This window comes from Micromonospora sp. BQ32 (assembly GCF_059358895.1).
On sequence record NZ_JCADBI010000015.1, the window covers coordinates 1 to 19,066 of the forward strand.

Below are 19,066 nucleotides of genomic sequence, written 5' to 3' on the forward strand. Positions count from 1 at the left end.
AAACGCTACGTCGCCCGCGAAATCTACCGACGCTTGGAAAACCCACCCCAACCACTTGACCCGGCATAGGAGCGTCCGAACGCCGACCCGGCGGTTCGCCGGCCGGCGTGGGTCGCCGGCGGGCGTGGGTCAGCGGCCGGCGTAGGTCATGCAGTCGGCCATGTCGTTGTCCGGGCCGACCCTGATCGACGCCGCGTGGCACTCCAGCTGCTCGTTGTGCCGGCAGTCGGCGCGCTGGCAGGCGCCCACCTGCGCGATCAGGTTCTCCACCCCGCCTCGGACGGGCGACTCGACGAAGGTGTGGCAGTGGGCGTGATCCATGCTGCCGATGGTGATCGCGAAGGCGTGGCAGTCACCCGCCTGGTTGTACGCGCACGCGGCGACTACACATTCCTGGACTCGGGGCATCTCCAACGCTGCGGTCATGCCGACCTCCTCTAGGCTCTTGCCCCGATACTAGGCTTTTGCCGGCCCGTGGAACCCCGGTATCGCGGGCCGCCGATCCGCCGCCCAGCATGATCGACTCGGGTTTCAGGAACGCGAGGTGTCCCGCTGCGGGGGATGGCCCGGTTTCCAGGAACCCGAGTCGATCAAGGAACCCGAGTCGATCAAGCGTCAGACGCGGAAGCCGGCGGCGCGGGCTGCCTCGCGTTCGCGGCGTCGTTCGGAACGGCGGCGGACGAACCAGATGGTGAAGAACACCAGGCCGACCAGGAAGACGAGCACCAACACCGGCAGGACGATCGCCACCAGGGAGACCACCACGCTGGTGGCGTCCTCGGCGGTGCTGGCGACCGGTGCGCCGATACCGGCGGTGGTCGCGTTGATCACCGGGCGGGCCGCGGACTTGAGCAGGTGCACGCCCAACGCCAGCAGTACGCCGGTGACGACCGGCACCCACTGGTGCGACGAGAAGAAATTCCCCGGGTCGCTGACCGTCACCGTCTCCGACGACGAGCCGGCACCGAAGGCCAGGCCACCGGCGGTGGGCCGGACCACGGTCTGCACCACGTCGTTGATGTGGTCGACCACAGGCACCTTGTCCGCCACCATCTCCACGGCGAGCAGCACGGCCATGATGGCGATGACCCAGCCGTTGCCGAGCCAGGTCCAGCCGCTGGGCAGGTCGATCAGGTCGGTGTAACGGCCGAGCAGGCCGAGGATGAGCAGGGGTATGTAGGCGTTCAGCCCCGCCGAGGCGGCGAGACCGGTGCCGGTGAGGACTTCGAACACGGTCTCAGCATCGCATCGACGCGCCAGTGCCGCTCGCTGGCAACCGGTGGGTGCTCGGCTACCCTCGTCGGGTGCGGTTGGTCATTGCGAAGTGCTCGGTGGACTATGTCGGACGGCTTTCGGCTCACCTGCCGCCGGCCACTCGGTTGCTGATGGTGAAGGCGGACGGGTCGGTGTCTATTCATGCCGATGACCGGGCGTACAAGCCGTTGAACTGGATGAGCCCGCCGTGCCGGCTGGAGGAGGCCCCCGGGGTGTGGCGGGTCGTCAACAAGGCTGGCGAGGAGCTGCGGATCACCCTGGAGGAGATCTTCCAGGACACCTCGTACGAGTTGGGTGTGGATCCGGGCCTGCGCAAGGACGGGGTGGAGGCGCACCTGCAGGAGTTGCTGGCCGCCAACCCGGGTGTCCTGGGCGAGGGGTTCACGCTGGTCCGCCGCGAGTACATGACGGCGATCGGCCCGGTCGACCTGCTCTGCCGGGATGCCAACTCGGGCTCGGTCGCCGTCGAGGTCAAGCGGCGTGGCGACATCGACGGGGTGGAGCAGTTGACCCGCTATCTCGAGTTGATGAACCGTGACCCGCTGCTCAGCCCGGTCGTCGGAGTTTTTGCCGCGCAGGAGATCAAGCCGCAGGCCCGGGTGCTCGCCACCGACCGGGGCATCCGGTGTGTGGTCGTGGACTACGACAAGCTGCGCGGCATCGTGAAGGACGAGCTGACCCTCTTCTGACCGGCGCCCTACCGGGTGCGCACCGCGATCAGTGACTTGGGCAGGCCGAACACCCGCTCCACCAGCATGGTCGAGTCGGGGAAGTAGTGGCGCATCTGCGAGCGGTCCAACAACTCGGTCCAGAGCACCTGGTGGATGGCGGCGTCGTGGCTCCGGGTCGGCTTGTGCCCCAACGGCCAACGTCGGGCGAACGCGGTGCGCAGTCGTATCGGCAGGAACTGCATGCCCGGCGCGATCCAGTGTGGCTCGATGGGGAAGTAGCGGTAGGGCGTCTGCACCCAGTGCCGGTCGGCCAGTGAGCGGGCGGCGGCGGCGAACCGAATCCGGCGTTCGTGCCCGCCCACATGCTCCAGCACCGAGTTGGAGAAGACCAGGTCGTAGCTGCCCTTGGCGAGGTGCGGCGGCAGGGCGCAGGCGTCGGCCTGCTCGACCTGAGCCCATTCCGGAACGACGCTGGGTGGTTGCTCCAGGTTGACGACGGTCACCCGGGCCGGTCGGATGGTGGCGCGGTGCCAGGTGCCGAGCCGGCCGCCGAGATCGACCACGTGCATGTCGCGAATGTCGGGAAAGGTGCGTGCCAGCCAGTCCGACCGGTGCCGACGCCGTCGGGCGCTCCACGACTGGTCACTGTCGACAAGGCGGTAGCGCAATCGATTGGGGCCCATTTAACGCAATGTACCGCCGCGACCACGGCGTATAAACATGTGGATACGCCGATCCTTGTTGATGATCGGTTATCCGACACTTACCTCCCGTACATAACCTTGATGGCCTTGACGAGCCGGGCCACGTCGGTGGGGGTGCGCTCGAAGGTCATCGAGGGCAGCAGCGACCGGGCGCGACGTCGGGTGATCGCCTTGGCCCGACCGAACTCGCGCAGGCCGTCCTCCCCGTGGATCCGACCGAAGCCGGAGTCGCCCACACCGCCGAACGGCAGGGTGGACATGCCGGCGAAGGTCAGCGTGGAGTTGATCGAAGCCATCCCGGAGCGCAGCCGCCGGGCGATGGACACGGCACGGCGCCGGCCGAAGACCGAACCCCCGAGGCCGTACGACAGGGCATTGGCGCGGGTGACGGCCTCGTCGGCATCGCGGACCCGGCTGATGGTCAGCGTGGGGCCGAAGGTCTCCTCGCGGACGGCGGCCGAGTCCTCCGGGACGTCCACCAGCACGGTGGGGTGGACGTACGGCGGCTGTACGGCGCTCGGGCCGCCGAGCACGGCGCGCCCGCCGGAGGTGATCGCGGCGTCGATGTGCCGGCGGATCACGTCGACCTGCTTGGGCATGGTGATCGGGCCGATGTCGGTCCCCTCCGGCCCGACCGTCAGCTGACCGGCGCGGGCCACCACCTTGTCGACGAAGGCGTCGAAGACGGCGTCGACGGCGTACACCCGCTCGATGCCGATGCAGGTCTGGCCCGCGTTGGTCATGCCGCCCCAGACGCACGCCTCGGCGGCCGCGTCCAGGTCGGCGTCGCTGTCGACGATCATGGCGTCCTTGCCGCCACCCTCGATGAGCACCGGGGTCAGCGTCTCGGCGCAGGCGGCCATCACCTTCCGAGCGGTGGCGGTGGAGCCGGTGAAGGCCAACTTGTCGACGCCGGAGCGGCACAGCGCCGCGCCCACGTCGCCCAGCCCGTGCACGGCGGTGAAGACCGGCTGCTCGGGCACCACCTCGGCGAAGCTGTCCACCAGCCACTGGCCGACGGCGGGGGTGTACTCGCTCGGCTTGAGCACCACGGCGTTGCCGGCGGCGAGGGCGTACGCGGCGGAGCCGATCGGCGTGAAGACCGGATAGTTCCACGGCCCGATCACGCCGACCACCCCGTGGGGCTGGTATTCGAGGTGCCCGGAGAACTCGGCGAGGATGAGCCGGGAGCGCACCCGGCGTGGGCCGAGCACGCGGCCGGCGTTGCGGGCGGCCCAGTCGATGTGCTCGATCGCGGTGACGATCTCGACGATGGCGTCGGCGATCGGCTTTCCGCCCTCGACGTGCATCAACTCGGCCAACTGCTCGATCCGCTTGGCGAGCAGGGCACGCCACCGCAGCATCCGCTCGCGGCGGCCGGTGAAGCCGAGACCGGCCCACCACTCGCCGGCGGTGCGGGCGCGGTCGACGGCCTGCCGCACGTCGGCGTCGGTGGCGACCGGGAGGCGACCGGCCTCAGCGCCGGTCGCCGGGCTGGTGGAAACCAACTGACCCGCCTCGATGACCGGAACGCCCGGGATATGCACTGCCGTCATGGCGGAAGTCTAGACCCGAGGATTACTCACCGGTAGGGTCCCCGATTCGGGGCCGGGGGACCGGCGTCGCACCGACCCGACCGATCGTTGATCAGTGCAGGTCAGGCGTTGGTGACGGACGCGGCCCGCCCGAATCGTCGAACGGCAGATGGCCGGGAGGTGACGAGAGGCTGACCGGCCGGTCGGTATTGACGACTACCGTCTGATGGCAAGCTGACGCGCGGAGTGACGGTGTGGGGTGGAGGGCTGACTGTCCATGGAGGAACATCCGGAACTGATGCCGCTGCTGACGGTCGCGGGTGGACCGATGCGCGGAGCGAGTTTTCGCATGCGAGCCGAAGTGCAGGTGATCGGCCGAGCGCCGAGCGGTCAGGTGGTCATCAACGATCCGCACCTGAGCCGTCGCCACGCCGAGGTGTGGCTGGCGCCGGAGGGCCCGTCCCTGCGGGACCTGGGCTCCACCAACGGCACCTGGCTCAACGACCGGCGGATCACCGAGGTGGAACGACTCTCCGACGGAGACGTGATCCGGTTGGGCCGTACCGAACTGCGCCTCTTCGACCCCGGGGTCGCGCTCACCGACCCGGTGGGCCTGAGCTTCGGCCCGTCCCGGCGCGACGTCCGACCGACGCTGCCGCTACCGCTGGCCGCGCCACCGGGCACGCGTCGCTGACCGCCTGAGGGCTGGCCACACCAGGCAGCTCCGGTGGGTGGCGGTCCGACACCTGGACCGGCGGGATCCCGCGTGGCAGCATGCCGCGGATGGAGACCGAGCAGCGGAGCGTGACGGCGAACGGCATCACCCAGGCGGTACGGGTGGCCGGCCCGCCGGACGGCACGCCGGTGCTGCTGATCCACGGCAACTGCTCGTCCGCGCTGTTCTGGGAGCCACTGGTCCGGCGGCTGCCACCGACGCTGCGGGTGGTCGCCCCCGACCTGCGGGGGTACGGCGACTCCGCCACGGCCCCGGTGGACGCCACCCGGGGCCTGCGCGACTTCGCCGACGACGTGGCCGCCCTGCTGGACGACCCGACGCTCTTCGACGCCGACGCGCGCCCGGTGGTGGTCGGGCACTCCCTCGGCGGCGGGGTGGCGATGCGCCTGCTGATCGACCAGCCCCACCGGGTGGGGGCCTTGCTGCTCGCCGCGCCGGTCTCCCCGTACGGCTTCGGCGGCACCCGCGACCTGACCGGCACGCCGACCACCCCCGACTTCGCCGGTACCGGCGCCGGCACGGCGAACCCGGACTTCGTCGCCCGCCTCGCGGCCGGCGACCGGAGCGCGGACGCGCCGGCCAGCCCGCGCGCCGTGCTACGAGCCACCTATGTGGCCGATCCCGCCTCGTTGGGTGAGGACGAGGAACTGCTGCTGGGCACCGTCCTCTCCACCGCCACCGGGGACGACAACTACCCGGGCACGGCGGTGCCGTCGGAGAACTGGCCGGGCACCGCACCGGGGGAGCGCGGGGTGCTCAACGCGCTCGCGCCGACCTGGTTCCGGATCGCCGACGAGTTGGTGGCGGTCGCCGAGAAGCCGCCGGTCACCTGGGTACGCGGCGACGTCGACGTCATCGTCTCGGACACCTCGCTGTTCGACCTGGCGTACCTGGGTTCGTTGGATCTCGTGCCCGGGTGGCCCGGCGCGGACGCCTGCCCACCGCAGCCGATGATCGGCCAGACCCGGGCGGTGCTCGACCGGTACGCCGCGGCCGGCGGCAGTTACCACGAGGTGGTGCTGCCGGGTTGCGGCCACAGCCCGCACCTGGAGCGCCCGGCGGAGTTCGTCGCCGAGTTGTTGGCCCTGACCAGCGTGTCAGCCGGATAGATGCCCGGCCGCGCCGTGGGTGAAATATGCCACGGCGTCTCGACAACTCACCGTCACGTGGCAGACTCGCGCGCATAACCTTAGCGGCCGTTCAGTGGTCGTGCGGAGTCTCTGGGGAGGCCGGTCGTGGCGCGCGAGTTCAGCACCGTTGGCGTGGTGGGGCTGGGCACCATGGGTGCCGGCATCGTCGAGGTCTTCGCCCGCAACGGCATCGACGTGGTGGCCGTGGAGATCTCCGAGCCGGCGCTGGAGCGCGGCCGGGCCACCCTGAAGGGTTCCACCGACCGGGCGGTCGCCAAGGGCAAGCTCGCCGAGGCGGACCGCGACGCCCTGCACGAGCGGGTGCACTTCGCGGTCGGGCTGGACGCGCTGCACTCCGTCGACCTGGTCATCGAGGCGGTGCCCGAGCACCTGGACCTCAAGCAGCGGATCTTCGCCGAGCTGGACCGGGTCTGCCGACCGGAGACCATCCTCGCCACCAACACCTCGTCGTTGAGCGTCACCGAGATCTCGGTGGCCACCAGCCGACCCAACCAGGTGATCGGCATCCACTTCTTCAACCCGGCCCCGGTGATGAAGCTGGTCGAGGTGGTCCGCACGGTCGTCACCGCACCCGAGGTGGTCGCCGACGTGGAGGCGCTCTGCGCCCGGCTCGGCAAGGTCGACGTCACCATCAACGACCGGGCCGGCTTCATCGCCAACGCGCTGCTCTTCGGCTACCTCAACCACGCGGTCGGCATGGTCGAGTCGCACTACGCGACCCGGGAGGACATCGACGCCGCGATGAAGCTCGGCTGCGGCCTGCCGATGGGCCCGCTGGCGTTGATGGACCTGATCGGCCTGGACACCGCGTACGAGATCCTGGACACCATGTACCGGCGCGGCGGGCGGGACCGCCGGCACGCCCCGGTGCCGCTGCTCAAGCAGATGGTGACGGCGGGGCTGCTCGGCCGGAAGTCGGGCCGGGGCTTCTACACCTACGAGCGGCCCGGCTCTCCGGTGGTCGTACCGGATGAGGCGACGCCGCTGGCCACGGAGTCGGCGCTCGCCGACGGTGCGCGCGCCATCGCGAAGGTCGGCGTGGTCGGCTCCGGAACCATGGCCACCGGGATCATCGAGGTCTTCGCGAAGGCCGGCTACGAGGTCGTCTCGGTGACCCGCGGCATGGAGAAGTCCGCGAAGGTCTGCGAGTCGGTGAAGACCTCGCTGAACAAGGGCGTGGTGCGGGGCAAGCTCGCCGAGGCCGACCGGGACGCCGCCCTGGGCCGGATCAGCTGGTCGGCCACGCTCGACCACCTGGCCGACGTCGACCTGGTGGTCGAGGCGGTCGTCGAGGAGTTGAGCGTCAAGAAGGCCCTCTTCGCGAGCCTGGACGAGATCTGCAAGCCGGGCGTGGTGCTGGCCACCACCACCTCGTCGCTGCCGGTGATCGACGTGGCGATGGCCACGCAGCGGCCGGCCGACGTGGTGGGGCTGCACTTCTTCAACCCGGCGCCGGTCATGCCGCTGGTCGAGGTCGTCCGCACCATCCGGACCTCCCCGGAGGCCACCGCCACCGCCCGCGCCGTCTGCGCCGCGCTCGGTAAGACCGGTGTGGTCTGCGGCGACCGGTCCGGCTTCATCGTCAACGCGCTGCTCTTCCCGTACCTGAACGACGCGGTGAAGATGCTGGAGGCCAGCTACTCGACGGCCGACGACATCGACCACGCCATGAAGCTGGGCTGCGGCTACCCGATGGGCCCGTTCGAGCTGCTCGACGTCGTCGGGCTGGACGTCTCCCTGGCCATCCAGCGCGAGCTGTACCTGGAACTGCGCGAGCCGGGCTTCGCGCCCGCGCCGCTGCTGGAGCACCTGGTCACCGCCGGCTACCTGGGCCGCAAGACCCGCCGCGGTTTCCGCGACCACTCGCACCGCTGACCGGGTCAACGCCTGCGGGTGCTGACCGCGTCTGCAGAGTGTGACCTTCGAGGAGTACGTCAGCAGCCGGGGTCCGGCGCTGGTCCGGCTCGCCCGGCTGCTGACCGGTGACGAGCACCGGGCCGAGGACCTCACCCAGGACGTGCTGTCCCAGGCGTACGTGCAGTGGCGCAGGATCGCCCGCGCGGACCGGCCCGACGTGTACGTGCGCCGCATGCTGGTCAACGCCAACATCTCCTGGTGGCGTCGCCGGTCCAGCCGTGAGCTGGCCGTCGACACCTTCGCCGAGCGGGCGCACCGAGGCGACCTCGGCGGCGAAGCGGCCGACCGGGACGAGATGTGGCGGCTGATCCTCGGCCTGCCCGATCGTCAGCGGGCAGTCCTGGTGCTGCGCTACTACGAGGACCTCGACGACGCGACCATCGCCCAGATCCTGGACTGCTCGCCGGTCACCGTCCGCACCCACGCGATGCGGGCGCTCGCCAACCTCCGGGAGCGCTGCGGTGCCCCGGCCACCAACGGGAGCCGACCGTGACTGACCTCGACCAGCGGATCGATCAGACGCTGCGCGAACGCGCCGAAGGTCCGGTGGACGCCGACCGGCTGTTGGTCAGCGCGGTGCTCCGGGGGCGTACCCGGGTGCGTCGGCGGCGTGCGGCCGGCGCTGGGGTCGCCGTCGGTGTGGCTGCCCTGCTCGGGTTCGGTGCGGTCGCCGCTCCGGTGGACCGTCTGCCCCGGCTGGGGCCCGCGATCGAACCCGGCCTGAGCGAGGCCGCGGTGCCCCTCGTGCCGCCGCGGGTCGACGGTGCTCCCGGTGCGGCGGCCCGGCCCGACCAGATTGGCAAGGATCCGACCCTGCTGCACATCGGCCTCGCCCCGGGCGGCCCGCGATATCTGGAGTGGAACGTCGCTGGCGGCAAGGAGACCGCGAAGCTCGACGTGGGCGGCCGGACCGTCACCGTCGAGCTGACCTCGGTCGACGTGCTGCGATCCACCGGCGCCTGGAACATGCCGCCGTTGAACGGCCCAACCGGCAACCGCTACGACGGTTCCGTGACCCACGCCGACGGGCCGGACGGTGCCCCCATCTGGCGGCGCTACTGGCAGCCGGCGCCCGGCGTGTACGCGGGAGCCAGCGTGCCCGGCTCGAACGAGGACCCGCTGTACGACGCGGCCGAGGCGCTACGACTCGATCAGGCGTACGGGTGCACCGGTCCGCTGCGGTTGACCGACCTGCCCGCCGGTGCGCAGCTGAGCAGCTGTTCGACGGTCGTCGGCACCTTCCCGGCGGCGTACGCGGTGGTGCTGTCGGTCAGTGACGACGTTCGCGGCGCGGGGATCACCGTCGAGTTGCAGTACGCGGGCACCACCGTGACGGACAAGGCGCCGGCGAACCGGACGATCGGCGGCAGGCCCGCCCACTTCGACCCCAGCGGCGCACGGCTGGAGCTCCTGGACATCCCTCGGGCCCAACTGTTCGCCGCCTTCAACTACGAGCAGTCCCTCAGCGAGGCCGAGGCGACGACAGTGCTGCTCGGTGCGCGGGTCGCCGAGCACCTGGACCGGCCCGCGACCTGGTGACCGCCCCCGGCGGCCGTACCCGCCGGACGTACGCTTGGTGACTGTGAGCCCCCGTCGCAATCGCCCTCGCCGGGACGACAACGCCAACCTGGACGCCGACCGGGTCCGGCAGGGTGTCGCCTCGGTGCAGCAGTGGACCGACGGCGCCTGGCAGGTACGCGGCATCGGCGCGGGCGCGTCGGTCAAGACGTACCGCTGCCCCGGTTGTGACCAGGAGATCCGACCCGGGGTGGCGCACCTGGTGGCCTGGCCGGCGGACGGCCTGGGTGACCTGACCGACCGGCGGCACTGGCACAGCGGCTGCTGGCGGGCCCGGGACCGGCGCGGCCCGGCGGTGCAGCGCGGTCGGGGCACCCCGCGCTACTGAGCGACCAGCCCGGAGCGCTGCCGCGCTGAGCCGGCCACCCGGGGCGCTGCCGCGTCAGGGCTGGGCGACCCGCCCGTTAGCGACCTGGGTCACCCTGTTCGTGCCTGGGCGGGCGGCGGCGGCGACTTCGCGACAGACTTGGGCGGTGAGCACAGCGATCCGCGCGTCGTCGATCCTGCCCGGCCGCCGGGAGGACATCGAGCTGCACACCGCCGACGGTCTGCGGCTGGTCGGTGAGCTGGCCCTGCCGGCCGACCGGCCGCCGGTGGCCACCCTGGTCTGTCTGCACCCGCTGCCCACCCACGGCGGGATGATGGACAGCCACGTGTTCCGCAAGGCGGCCTGGCGGCTGCCCGCCCTGGCCGACCTGGCGGTGCTGCGGTTCAACACCCGGGGCACCAGCAGCGTGCGCGGCACCAGCGAGGGCGCCTTCGACGGCGCGGTGGGCGAGCGGTACGACGTGGCCGCCGCCATCGAGTACGCGGAGTTCGCCGAACTGCCCAACATCTGGCTCGTCGGCTGGTCGTTCGGCACGGACCTGGCGCTGAAGTACGGCTGTGACCCGACGATCGCCGGGGCGATCCTGCTCTCCCCGCCGCTGCGCTTCTCCGCCCCCGAGGACCTGGCCACCTGGGCCAACTCGGGTCGGCCGCTGGTGGCGCTGGTGCCGGAGTTCGACGACTACCTGCGCCCCACCGAGGCGCGGGAGCGGTTCGCCGCCGTGCCGCAGGCGGAGGTGGTCGGGGTGCCGGGCGCCAAGCACCTCTGGGTGGGCGACGCGGAGACCGTGCTCGACGAGATCGTCCGACGGGTCAACCCGGCCACCGAGGTGCCGCTGCCCACGACCTGGGACGGTCCGATGGAGGCCGGCGACGTCAGCGCGTACGCCGACCGGACGGTGGCCGCCTTCGCCGACACCCCCGTCCCCGGCCCGGCCGCCACCAAGGCGGACTGACCCGGTCGTCCCCGGCCCGCCGACGCTCAGCGGCGCTCCTGGCGGGGCAGCACCACCTCGCGCAGGATCAGTTGCAGCGCCGCCACCGTGGGGATGGCGATCAGCGCGCCCACCACGCCCAGCAGCGCCACCCCGAGCAGCGCGGCCAGCAGGGCGGCCACCTCGTTGACCTCCACCGAACGCCGCATCACCTTCGGGTAGATGAGGTAGTTCTCCACCTGCTGGTAGATGAGGAAGAAGACCGCGCAGGCGATGCCGGTGGGCAGGTCCGCGGCGAAGCCGACCAGGCCCACGATCACCGCGCCCAGGGTGGCGCCGATCTGCGGGATCAGGTCGGTCACCGCGACCACCACGGCCAGCGCGAACGGGTACGGCAGGTCGACGATCAGCGCGAACACGAAGGTGGTCGCGCCGGCCAGCACCGCGATGCTCAGCGCGCCGACCATGTAGGCGCCAACCTTGGTCAGGATTTCGTCGCCGATCAGCTGCACCCGCTCGCGCCGGGACCGGGGCACCAACGAGTAGCCCAGCGAGCGCAGCCGGTCGAAGTAGGCCAGGAAGTAGATGGTCAGCACCAGCACGGTCAGTGTCCGGAACACCGTGCCGAAGATCAGTTGTGCGCCGCCCAGCACCCCGCCGAGCGCCCGTCCTACCGTTTCCGCGTTGGCCGCGCCCTGCACCCGCTCCACCACGTCGTACCGCTCCACCAGGTCATTGATCGTCGGGTTGCGGCGTAACTCGTCCAGCAGGCTCGGGATCTGATCGATGAACTGCCCCGACTGGGTCACGATCGGCGGAACCAGCGCCACCACGCCGCCGCAGAGCAGCAGCACCACCGTCAACGCGACTCCCGCCACCGCCAGGCCGTGTGGCACACCCCAGCGGCGCAGTCGGACCACCGCCGGGTTGAGGCCGACCGCGAGGAAGAGCGCGATCACCACCAGTACGAGGATGCCGCCGGCATTGCGAATCCCCAGATAGAGGGTGTACGCCAGCAGCACGCCCAGCGCACCGGTGAAGCCGATCAGGAAGCTGCTGCGCCGCAGTGGCCGCCCCGGTGTGCCGAACTTTCCGGACGGGACCGCTGGCGGCTCGTCCGGGTCCATCCCCGGGGCAGGGACCGGCACCGGCGGTGGCGTCTCCGCCGACGGGGGCGTTCGCGGCGGCTGCGGGGTTCCCGGCGGCTGCGGGGTTCCCGGCGGCGGGGGACCGGCGGTCACGTCCGGGTCGTCGCCGGACGGGTAGTGCTGGGGCACCAGGGACCTCCCGGCTCAGGCGGTGGGACGACGGGCGACGGCCACGAACGCCCGCCACGCGGCCGGCGAGAACACCAGCACCGGGCCGGTCAGGTCCATGAGGTCACGACTTCCTTCATCAGCTCGATCGACTGGCGGCGGGCAACGCAGCGTTTCTGATCATCTCCCAACGCGCCAGCAGCGTAGCCACCTCATGGTCGCCACCAACCACGAGACCGTCAATCTGGTGCTCCATGTGTCCCACCGCCAACCACCGTCGGCTAGACCCTGCCGGATCCGTGCAGATCTTGGACACTTTCCGTTACGGCGTAACGGAAAGTGTCCAAGATCTGGTGGTGGGGCGGCGATCGACGGCGAAAGCTGACGGGATGCTGCCCGCCGATGACGCTGACGCACTCGACTGGCTCGCCTTCGAACAGGCGGGCGTGCTGACGACCGCGCAGGTCGCCGGGCTGCTGAGCGAGGGGGCGGTACGGGGCCGGATTCGGTCCGGTCGGTGGCGGTCGATCTGCCGGGGGGTTCTGCTGGCCGGCAACGGCCGACTGACCCGCGACCAACAACTCTGGGTGGCGGTGCTGGCAGCCGGCCCGGGGGCCGTGCTGGCTGGGGTGTCCGCCGCCGCCGAAGCCGGGGTACGGGGACTGCGACGCGAGCCGCTGCACGTGCTGGTGCCGGCAGCCCGCCGTGCCGCGCGGACCACCCTGCGTCGACTTCCGATCGACATGCCCGCCGTCCTGGTCCATCGCACGACGGTCCTACCCGAGGCCCATCTGCAACGCGCCCGCCCGCCGCGCACCACGACGGCTCGGGCCCTGGTGGAGGCGGCGGGCTGGGCGACCGGCGTGGACGAGGCGCAGGCGGTGCTGGCCGCCGGTTGCCAGCAACGCCGGGTGCTGCCCGAGGAGTTGCAGGCGGTGCTCGACGTCCTCCCGCGGGTCCCCCGTCGACGGCTGATCGGGCAGACCATCAGCGACATCGCTGGCGGCGCGCAGGCGCTCTCCGAGATCGACTTTCTGCGGCTGTGCCGCCGGCACCGGCTGCCCGCCCCCGACCTTCAGGAGCACCGTGTCGACGCGGCCGGCCGGAATCGCTGGCTGGACGCGTACTGGCGGGAGTGGCGGGTGCAGGTGGAGATCGACGGCGCGCACCACATGGACGCCAAGCAGTGGGCGGCGGACATGCGTCGGCAGAACGACGTCTGGACCAGCGGCGATCGGATTCTGCGCTTCCCGGCCTGGCTGGTCCGCGCCCGCCCGGACGAGGTCGCCGACACCGTCCGCCGCGCCCTCGTCGCAGCCGGTTGGACCCCCACTCCACCTCTGCGCCAACCGACCCATAAATGAATCTTGGACACTTTTCGTCAGCGGCTGACGGAAAGTGTCCAAGATCTTGAAGCATGGCCTCGACCCCGGCGGCGGTCACTCCTTCTCGATGGTGACCTTGCTGGGCTTGGCGCTGCGCTCGTCGGTGGTCGGCTTGCTGGGTCGCTTGCCGTTCTCACCGGTGCTAGTGATCTTGGTGGGCTTGGCGCCCCGGCCACCCTCGCCCGGAACGGCGGCCACGGTCGGCTCCCCGTCCACCCCGGCGCTCGCCGTCCCACCGTCCACGGTGGTCACCGGCTCGGCGACCGGCCGCGTCGTGGACCGCCCGGACTCCTCCGCACCCGCGTTCACCGGCTGCCTGGTGTCGGCGGGTTCCGCCTTCAGCCCGGTGCCCGTACCCGACCCGGCGGTCGCGCCGGCGGAAACGCTCACGCCGTCGTCGCCACCATCAGACCGGCCGCCGCTCGCGCCGTCCGCCGCGGCCGGCGCAGTCGGGCCGTCGATCGGGCCGGCGACACTCTGCAACCGCAGCTCGGACATCTGACGCTGGAGCTCGTCGGACTCCTGCCGGGCCTTCCAGGTCTCCTGCCGCAGATCCGCCAGCTGCTGCTGGGCCTGGGCGATCTCCAACATCACCTGGGCCAACTGCTGCCGGCCCGCTGCCGCCTCCTGCTGGGTCGCCGCCAGGTGCTGCTGGGTGGTGGCCAGGTGTTGCTGCGTGGTGGCCGCGTACTCCTCGAACTGCCGCCGGGATGCCGCGACATGCTCGTCGGCCTTGCGGCGCTTGTCGCTGGCCTCGGTCTCGGCCTGGCTCAGCAGCTCGGCGGCCTCCGCCTCGGACCGCTGACGCAGCGCCGCCGCGTCCTGCTCGGCCGCCTGACGAATGCCCGCCGCGCCCTGCTCGATCTCGTTCTTGCGGGTGGAGTATTCGGTCTCCAGCTCGTCCCGGCGAGTGGTGAACCCGCTCTCCAGCTCCTGCTGACGGCTGACGAACCCGGCCTCCAGCTCCTGCTGGCGCGCCGCGTGCTGCTTGTCCAACTCGTCGCGGCGCTTGGCGAACTCCTGCTCGGCCGCGGACCGTCGCTGCGCCAACTCCCGGTCGGCCGCCTCCCGACGGGAGTTGACCTCCTGTTCCACCCCGGCCCGCCACGCGCCCAGCTCCTGCTGGGTCTGCGCCCGGGTGTGCTGCACGTACGCCTCGGTCTCGGTGCGCATCCGCTGCACGTACGCCTCGGTCTCGGCGCGGCTGCGCTTCGCCGACTCGGTGGCCTGCGTCGTCAGCCGCTCGGCCTCCTGCTGCGCCTTGGCGCGGGTGGCCCGACCAGCCATCGACGCGTCGTCGATGATCTGCTTGGCCTCCTGCTGCGCCTTGGCGTGGCTGGCCCGCCCGGCCTCGGTCGCGGTGTCGGTGAGCCGCTTGGCCTCCTGGAGGGCCTTGGCGTGCACCTCCTTGGCCGCGTCGCGCAGATCGCTGGCCTCCTGCCGGGCGTTGGCCAGCGTCTCGCGGGCCGTCTCGCGCAGCTTGGTGGCCTCCTGCTGGGCCCGGGTGTGGATCTCCTTGGCGGAGTCCCGCAGATGGGTGGCCTCCTGCTGGGCCTTCGCGAGCGCGTCCTGCGCGGCCTTGCGCAACTGCGCCGACTCGTCCTTGGCCGACCGCAGGGCCGCGTCCGCCTCGGCCCGCTGGGCGGCGCTGTGCCGCTCCTCCTCCGCGCGTCGGGCCGCGAGGACGATCTCGAAGTCCTTCAGAGCCCGCGCGGCCTGCTCGCGGGCCTCCTCGATGATGTGCTCGGCCGCGGCACGACGGGCCTCGATCTCCCCGTTCGCGTCGGCGAGAATCTGCTCGGCCTGCTCCTCGGCGAGGGTGAGGATCGACTCGACCCGCGGGCCGAGATGCCGGAACGACGCCCGGTCGACCACGTTCATCTGCTTGCGCACCTGGGTCAGGTCACGTTGGAGAACCTCGACCTGGCCGGCGAGCTTGTGGATCTGTGTGTACGCCTGTTCCCGTTCGGAAGCGAGGGTCGCGATCTCGTGCTCAGCACGTGCGACATAACGGTCGACCTGTTTCTTCTCGTACCCCCGCAGAGCGGACTCGAAGCTGGGCTCCGTCGTCACGTCCCCGCCGAGCGCGAACAGTTCCTCGCCGTGCGACATGCCCCCATCCTCACACGCAACGGGCCCTGCTGGGGCGATACGGACGGGCCTTGTGGGAGCTACTTCACTCCGTTGCAGCTGGCGGATACCACGGGTTAGGAAACGCATACGGCGCGAGGTGGCACCGGTTACCCGGTGTCACCTCGCGCCGTCGATGCCCCGACCTGACGCCTCGCGTCAGCCGGCGGTCTCCGCAGCCACCCGCTCCTGACCGCCATCGGTCTTCTTGGCTTCCGGCTTGGCAGCCGGAGCGGCCTGCGCCGGCATGCCCGGAACGATGCCGGCGAGCCCGGAGAGCATCTGGCCCAGCTGCGAGGTGACCGCGTCCTTCTGCCGGGTGAGGTCCTCGACCTCGCGGCGGGCGGCCTGCGTGGTCAGCTCCGCCTCGGTGCGAGCCTCGGTGAGCAGACGCTGCGACTCGGCCTTGGCCTCGTTGAGGGTCTTCTCCGAGTGCGCCTTGGCCTTGTCGACCGTCTCGGCGGCGTTGCGCTCCGACTCGACCCGCCGCGCCTCCGCGCGCTGCTCGATTTCCTTGGCCCGCTCCTGCGCGGCCCGGGCACGCTGCTCGGCCTCGCTGACCATCTTCTGGGTCTGGGCGACCTGGGCGGCGTGGCGCTCGGACTCCTCGCGCTCGGCCTTCTCCCGCCGCTCGGCCAGCTGAAGCTCCAGGGCCTGCAGGTCCTTGTCGCGCTTGTCCCGCGCGTCGGTGAGCAGCTTGGTCGCCTCGGCGCGCTTCTCCTCAGCCTCGCGGGCGGCCTTCGCCCGCTGCTGGGTGATCTCCCGCTCGGCGGTGGCCCGGAGGGTGGCGACCTCCCGCTCGACGGTCGACTTCAGCTCGGCCACCTCGTGCGCGGTGACCGTGCGCAGCTGCTTGGTCTCCCGGTCGGCGTCGGCGCGCAGCGTGTCAGCCTCGCGGCGGGCCTGCACCCGGACCTCGGCGGCCTCGCGCTCAGCGGCCGTGCGCAGGTTGCCCGCCTCGCGCTCGGCGCTCGCCTTCATGGCCGCGGCCTCGGCGCGGGCCTTGTCGGTGATCTCGCGGGCCTCGAGCCGGGCGGCGGAGAGGATGCCCTCCGACTCGCGCTTGGCCTCGTTGCGGTGGTCGTTGGCCTGCTCCTCGGCGAGCCGGAGGATCTGCTCAACGCGGGTGCCGAGCCCGGAGAGGGTGGGCCGGCTGTTCTCTTCGAGCTGCTTGTTCGTGTCGGTGAGCTTCTGCTCCAGCGCACTCATGCGCTGCTCGGCCTGGCGGAGCCGACGCTGGGCGTCGTTCATCCGCTGCTCGGCCTCGGCACGGGCCTGCTCGGACTGGGTCAGCGCGGCGGTCATCCGGCCGAGGAAGTCGTCGACCTGATGGGTGTTGTATCCGCGCAGGCCAACGGTGAAATCTGGCTGCGAGTTCGCGTTATCGAAGAACGCGAGAGGGGAGGACTGCTGCTGGGGCATTGGGACATACTGGCAGACGCCCCAGGGTGCTTCGCAAGAGCGGTGCGAAGCTTTCGTGCCCTCTTTACATGGTCAACTCCCGCGATCGGCGAGGTTCGACCAATCGGCGATCTTGGCAGGTCCCGGCGGGTCGGGCGGCACGCAGCGTGACGCGGAAAAGGGCCCCGGGGTTACCCCGAGGCCCTTTGTTCGATCCGGGTGGGTTATCCGCTAATGGGGGCGGAAGAACAATGAGCGATCAGCGCAATGGTCATCCAGGGTTCCCCCGTCCAGCCGGGGCCCGCAACCGGCGGTGCCGGTCAGCGGCCGGGGACCGGCGGTGCCGCTCGGCGGCCGCTGACCGACGGTGCCCGTCAGTGACCCCGGAACCGGTTGATCGCGTCCTCGTGCCGGGCCCGCAACTCCCCGTCGCGTACGCCCAACCCGTCGGTGAGTGCGAGGCAGCGCACGCCGACCTTGCCCTGGTGGGCGTTGCGGTGCACCTCGTACGCGGCCTGGCCGGTCTGCTCCAACGGGTAGGTGCGGGACACTGTCGGGTGCACCTTGCCGAGCGCGACCAGGCGGTTGGCCTGCCACGCCTCGTGGTAGTTGGCGAAGTGGCTGCCCACGATCCGCTTGAGGTGCATCCACAGGTAGCGGTTGTCGTACTGGTGCTGGAAGCCGCTCGTGGAGGCGCAGGTGACGATGGTCCCACCGCGCCGGGCCACGTAGACACTGGCGCCGAACGTCTCCCGACCCGGGTGCTCGAACACGATGTCCGGGTCCTCGCCGCTGGTCAGCTCGCGGATCCGCTCGCCGAAGCGCCGCCACTCGTCCGGGTCCTGGGTCTCTTCGTCCTTCCAGAAGCGGAAGCCCTCGGCGGCCCGGTCGATGACCAGCTCCGCGCCCATCTTTCGGCACAGCTCGGCCTTCTCCGGTGAGGACACCACGCAGACCGGGATCGCGCCGCCGTTGAGCGCCATCTGGGTGGCGTACCCGCCGAGGCCGCCGGAGGCGCCCCAGATCAGCACCACGTCACCCTGTTTCATGTTGGCGCCGTGGTGCGAGACGAGCTGCCGGTACGCGGTGGAGTTGACCAGCCCGGGGCTGGCCGCCTCCTCCCAGCTCAGGTGCCGCGGCTTGGGCATCAGCTGGTTGGCCTTGACCACGGCCAGCTCGGCCAGCCCGCCGAAGTTGGTCTCGAAGCCCCAGATCCGCTGCTGCGGGTCGAGCATGGTGTCGTCGTGGCCGGCCGCGTCCTCCAACTCGACGGAGAGGCAGTGCGCGACCACCTCGTCGCCGGGCGCCCACCGGGTCACCCCGGGGCCGGTGCGCAGCACCACGCCCGCCGCGTCCGAGCCGACCACGTGGTACGGCAGGTCGTGCCGGCGGGTCAGCTCGGAGACCCGGCCGTAGCGCTGGAGGAACTTGAAGGTGGACAGCGGCTCGAAGATGCTGGTCCACACCGTGTTGTAGTTGATCGCGCTGGCCATCACCGCGACCAGCGCCTCGCCCGGTGCCAGCTCCGGCGTCGGCACCTCCTGCACGTGCAACGCCTTGCGCGGGTCCTTGTCCCGGGTGGCCATGCCGTCGAACATCCGGGCCTCCTCGGCGCGGACCACCACGCCCCGGTAGCTCTCCGGTACGGGAAGCCCGGCGAGGCCGGCGAGTTCGCGGTCCGGATCGTTCGATTCCTCCGCCGCCATGATCGCTTCGAGGATGTCCTGCACGGTGACCTCCGGTTCATCCGCACCCGCACGGGCCCGGGTGCTGCCATCGTCGGCGCCGGTGGGCACGACCGCCATGTCGGCATTCGACACATCCGGCACCGGTCGCGCTCCTGTGGGGCCGGACGTTACTGAACGGTAGCTAGGCCGGGAAGTCCTCTGTGAAAAACTGCATCCGCCGATGCGTGAAGGTGTGCAGCCACCCGGCCAACCGCGCACCGACGTGCGCGCCTGCCGGGCCTCCAGCGAACGCCACCCCCGTTGATCAAGAGCTTTCGGTCACCGGCGAGGCGCAGGCTGACGCAAACCTCTTGATCAACAAGGGTGGCGCGGAGAAC

18 protein-coding genes are annotated in these 19,066 nt (G+C 71.2%); 9 read left to right on the plus strand and 9 right to left on the minus strand.

Annotation, left to right across the window (positions count from 1 at the left end):
• Window positions 1-129 precede the first annotated feature (129 nt).
• Entirely contained in the window at window positions 130-426 is a 297-nt protein-coding gene (locus AC5L30_RS24825) for a DUF1540 domain-containing protein (RefSeq protein WP_494870040.1), read from the minus strand.
• 189 nt (window positions 427-615) lie between these two features.
• Window positions 616-1,233: a DUF4126 domain-containing protein gene (locus AC5L30_RS24830; RefSeq protein WP_494870041.1), complete on the minus strand. Its 618-nt coding sequence runs from the start codon at window positions 1,231-1,233 to the stop codon at window positions 616-618.
• Between the two features lie 71 nt (window positions 1,234-1,304).
• Between AC5L30_RS24830 and nucS the strand changes: the two genes are divergently transcribed.
• Window positions 1,305-1,964, plus strand: a complete 660-nt coding sequence (gene nucS / locus AC5L30_RS24835; RefSeq protein ID WP_366633113.1) for an endonuclease NucS — start codon at window positions 1,305-1,307, stop codon at window positions 1,962-1,964.
• Window positions 1,965-1,972: 8 nt separating this feature from the next.
• Here the strand turns inward: nucS and AC5L30_RS24840 are convergent, their stop codons facing one another.
• Complete coding sequence (locus AC5L30_RS24840; protein ID WP_494870042.1) at window positions 1,973-2,629, minus strand: methyltransferase domain-containing protein; 657 nt, start codon at window positions 2,627-2,629, stop codon at window positions 1,973-1,975.
• Between the two features lie 80 nt (window positions 2,630-2,709).
• Complete coding sequence (locus tag AC5L30_RS24845) at window positions 2,710-4,206, minus strand: aldehyde dehydrogenase family protein (RefSeq protein ID WP_494870043.1); 1,497 nt, start codon at window positions 4,204-4,206, stop codon at window positions 2,710-2,712.
• A gap of 307 nt (window positions 4,207-4,513) precedes the next feature.
• On the opposite strand from AC5L30_RS24845, the gene AC5L30_RS24850 reads away from it, so the two are divergent.
• The 7 genes from AC5L30_RS24850 (at window position 4,514) to AC5L30_RS24880 (ending at window position 10,850) form a co-directional block, all read left to right on the plus strand.
• Window positions 4,514-4,879 carry an FHA domain-containing protein gene (locus AC5L30_RS24850; protein WP_494870168.1) on the plus strand — a complete coding sequence of 122 codons (366 nt, stop codon included), beginning with the start codon at window positions 4,514-4,516 and terminating at the stop codon, window positions 4,877-4,879.
• A gap of 80 nt (window positions 4,880-4,959) precedes the next feature.
• A complete protein-coding gene (locus AC5L30_RS24855) occupies window positions 4,960-6,030 on the plus strand; it encodes an alpha/beta hydrolase (RefSeq protein WP_494870044.1) in 1,071 nt (356 codons plus the stop codon).
• A 126-nt stretch (window positions 6,031-6,156) separates the two neighbouring features.
• Entirely contained in the window at window positions 6,157-7,947 is a 1,791-nt protein-coding gene (locus AC5L30_RS24860) for a 3-hydroxyacyl-CoA dehydrogenase family protein (RefSeq protein ID WP_494870045.1), read from the plus strand.
• 40 nt (window positions 7,948-7,987) lie between these two features.
• Window positions 7,988-8,482 (plus strand): SigE family RNA polymerase sigma factor, encoded by a 495-nt coding sequence (locus AC5L30_RS24865; RefSeq protein WP_494870046.1) that lies wholly within the window; start codon window positions 7,988-7,990, stop codon window positions 8,480-8,482.
• On the plus strand, window positions 8,479-9,528 hold the full coding sequence (locus AC5L30_RS24870) for a hypothetical protein (protein WP_494870047.1): 1,050 nt from the start codon (window positions 8,479-8,481) through the stop codon (window positions 9,526-9,528). The genes AC5L30_RS24865 and AC5L30_RS24870 overlap by 4 nt, the downstream gene beginning before the upstream one ends.
• Window positions 9,529-9,571: 43 nt before the next feature.
• A complete protein-coding gene (locus AC5L30_RS24875; RefSeq protein WP_244236765.1) occupies window positions 9,572-9,895 on the plus strand; it encodes an Rv1322 family protein in 324 nt (107 codons plus the stop codon).
• 145 nt (window positions 9,896-10,040) lie between these two features.
• Window positions 10,041-10,850 (plus strand): alpha/beta hydrolase, encoded by an 810-nt coding sequence (locus tag AC5L30_RS24880; RefSeq protein WP_494870048.1) that lies wholly within the window; start codon window positions 10,041-10,043, stop codon window positions 10,848-10,850.
• A gap of 26 nt (window positions 10,851-10,876) precedes the next feature.
• Here AC5L30_RS24880 and AC5L30_RS24885 read toward each other — a convergent pair whose 3' ends face one another.
• Both AC5L30_RS24885 and AC5L30_RS24890 read right to left on the minus strand, forming a co-directional pair.
• Window positions 10,877-12,106 (minus strand): AI-2E family transporter, encoded by a 1,230-nt coding sequence (locus AC5L30_RS24885; protein WP_494870049.1) that lies wholly within the window; start codon window positions 12,104-12,106, stop codon window positions 10,877-10,879.
• Between the two features lie 15 nt (window positions 12,107-12,121).
• Window positions 12,122-12,205 (minus strand): DUF397 domain-containing protein, encoded by an 84-nt coding sequence (locus AC5L30_RS24890; protein WP_494870169.1) that lies wholly within the window; start codon window positions 12,203-12,205, stop codon window positions 12,122-12,124.
• 269 nt (window positions 12,206-12,474) lie between these two features.
• Between AC5L30_RS24890 and AC5L30_RS24895 the strand changes: the two genes are divergently transcribed.
• Window positions 12,475-13,449, plus strand: a complete 975-nt coding sequence (locus AC5L30_RS24895; protein ID WP_494870050.1) for an endonuclease domain-containing protein — start codon at window positions 12,475-12,477, stop codon at window positions 13,447-13,449.
• Window positions 13,450-13,524: 75 nt separating this feature from the next.
• Here the strand turns inward: AC5L30_RS24895 and AC5L30_RS24900 are convergent, their stop codons facing one another.
• The 3 genes from AC5L30_RS24900 to ccrA all read right to left on the minus strand — a co-directional run bounded on the left by AC5L30_RS24900 (window position 13,525) and on the right by ccrA (window position 18,731).
• Window positions 13,525-15,582: a coiled-coil domain-containing protein gene (locus tag AC5L30_RS24900; RefSeq protein ID WP_494870051.1), complete on the minus strand. Its 2,058-nt coding sequence runs from the start codon at window positions 15,580-15,582 to the stop codon at window positions 13,525-13,527.
• Between the two features lie 177 nt (window positions 15,583-15,759).
• Entirely contained in the window at window positions 15,760-17,022 is a 1,263-nt protein-coding gene (locus AC5L30_RS24905; RefSeq protein WP_494870052.1) for a DivIVA domain-containing protein, read from the minus strand.
• A gap of 353 nt (window positions 17,023-17,375) precedes the next feature.
• Window positions 17,376-18,731 (minus strand): crotonyl-CoA carboxylase/reductase, encoded by a 1,356-nt coding sequence (ccrA, locus tag AC5L30_RS24910; RefSeq protein ID WP_494870170.1) that lies wholly within the window; start codon window positions 18,729-18,731, stop codon window positions 17,376-17,378.
• Window positions 18,732-19,066: the final 335 nt, after the last annotated feature.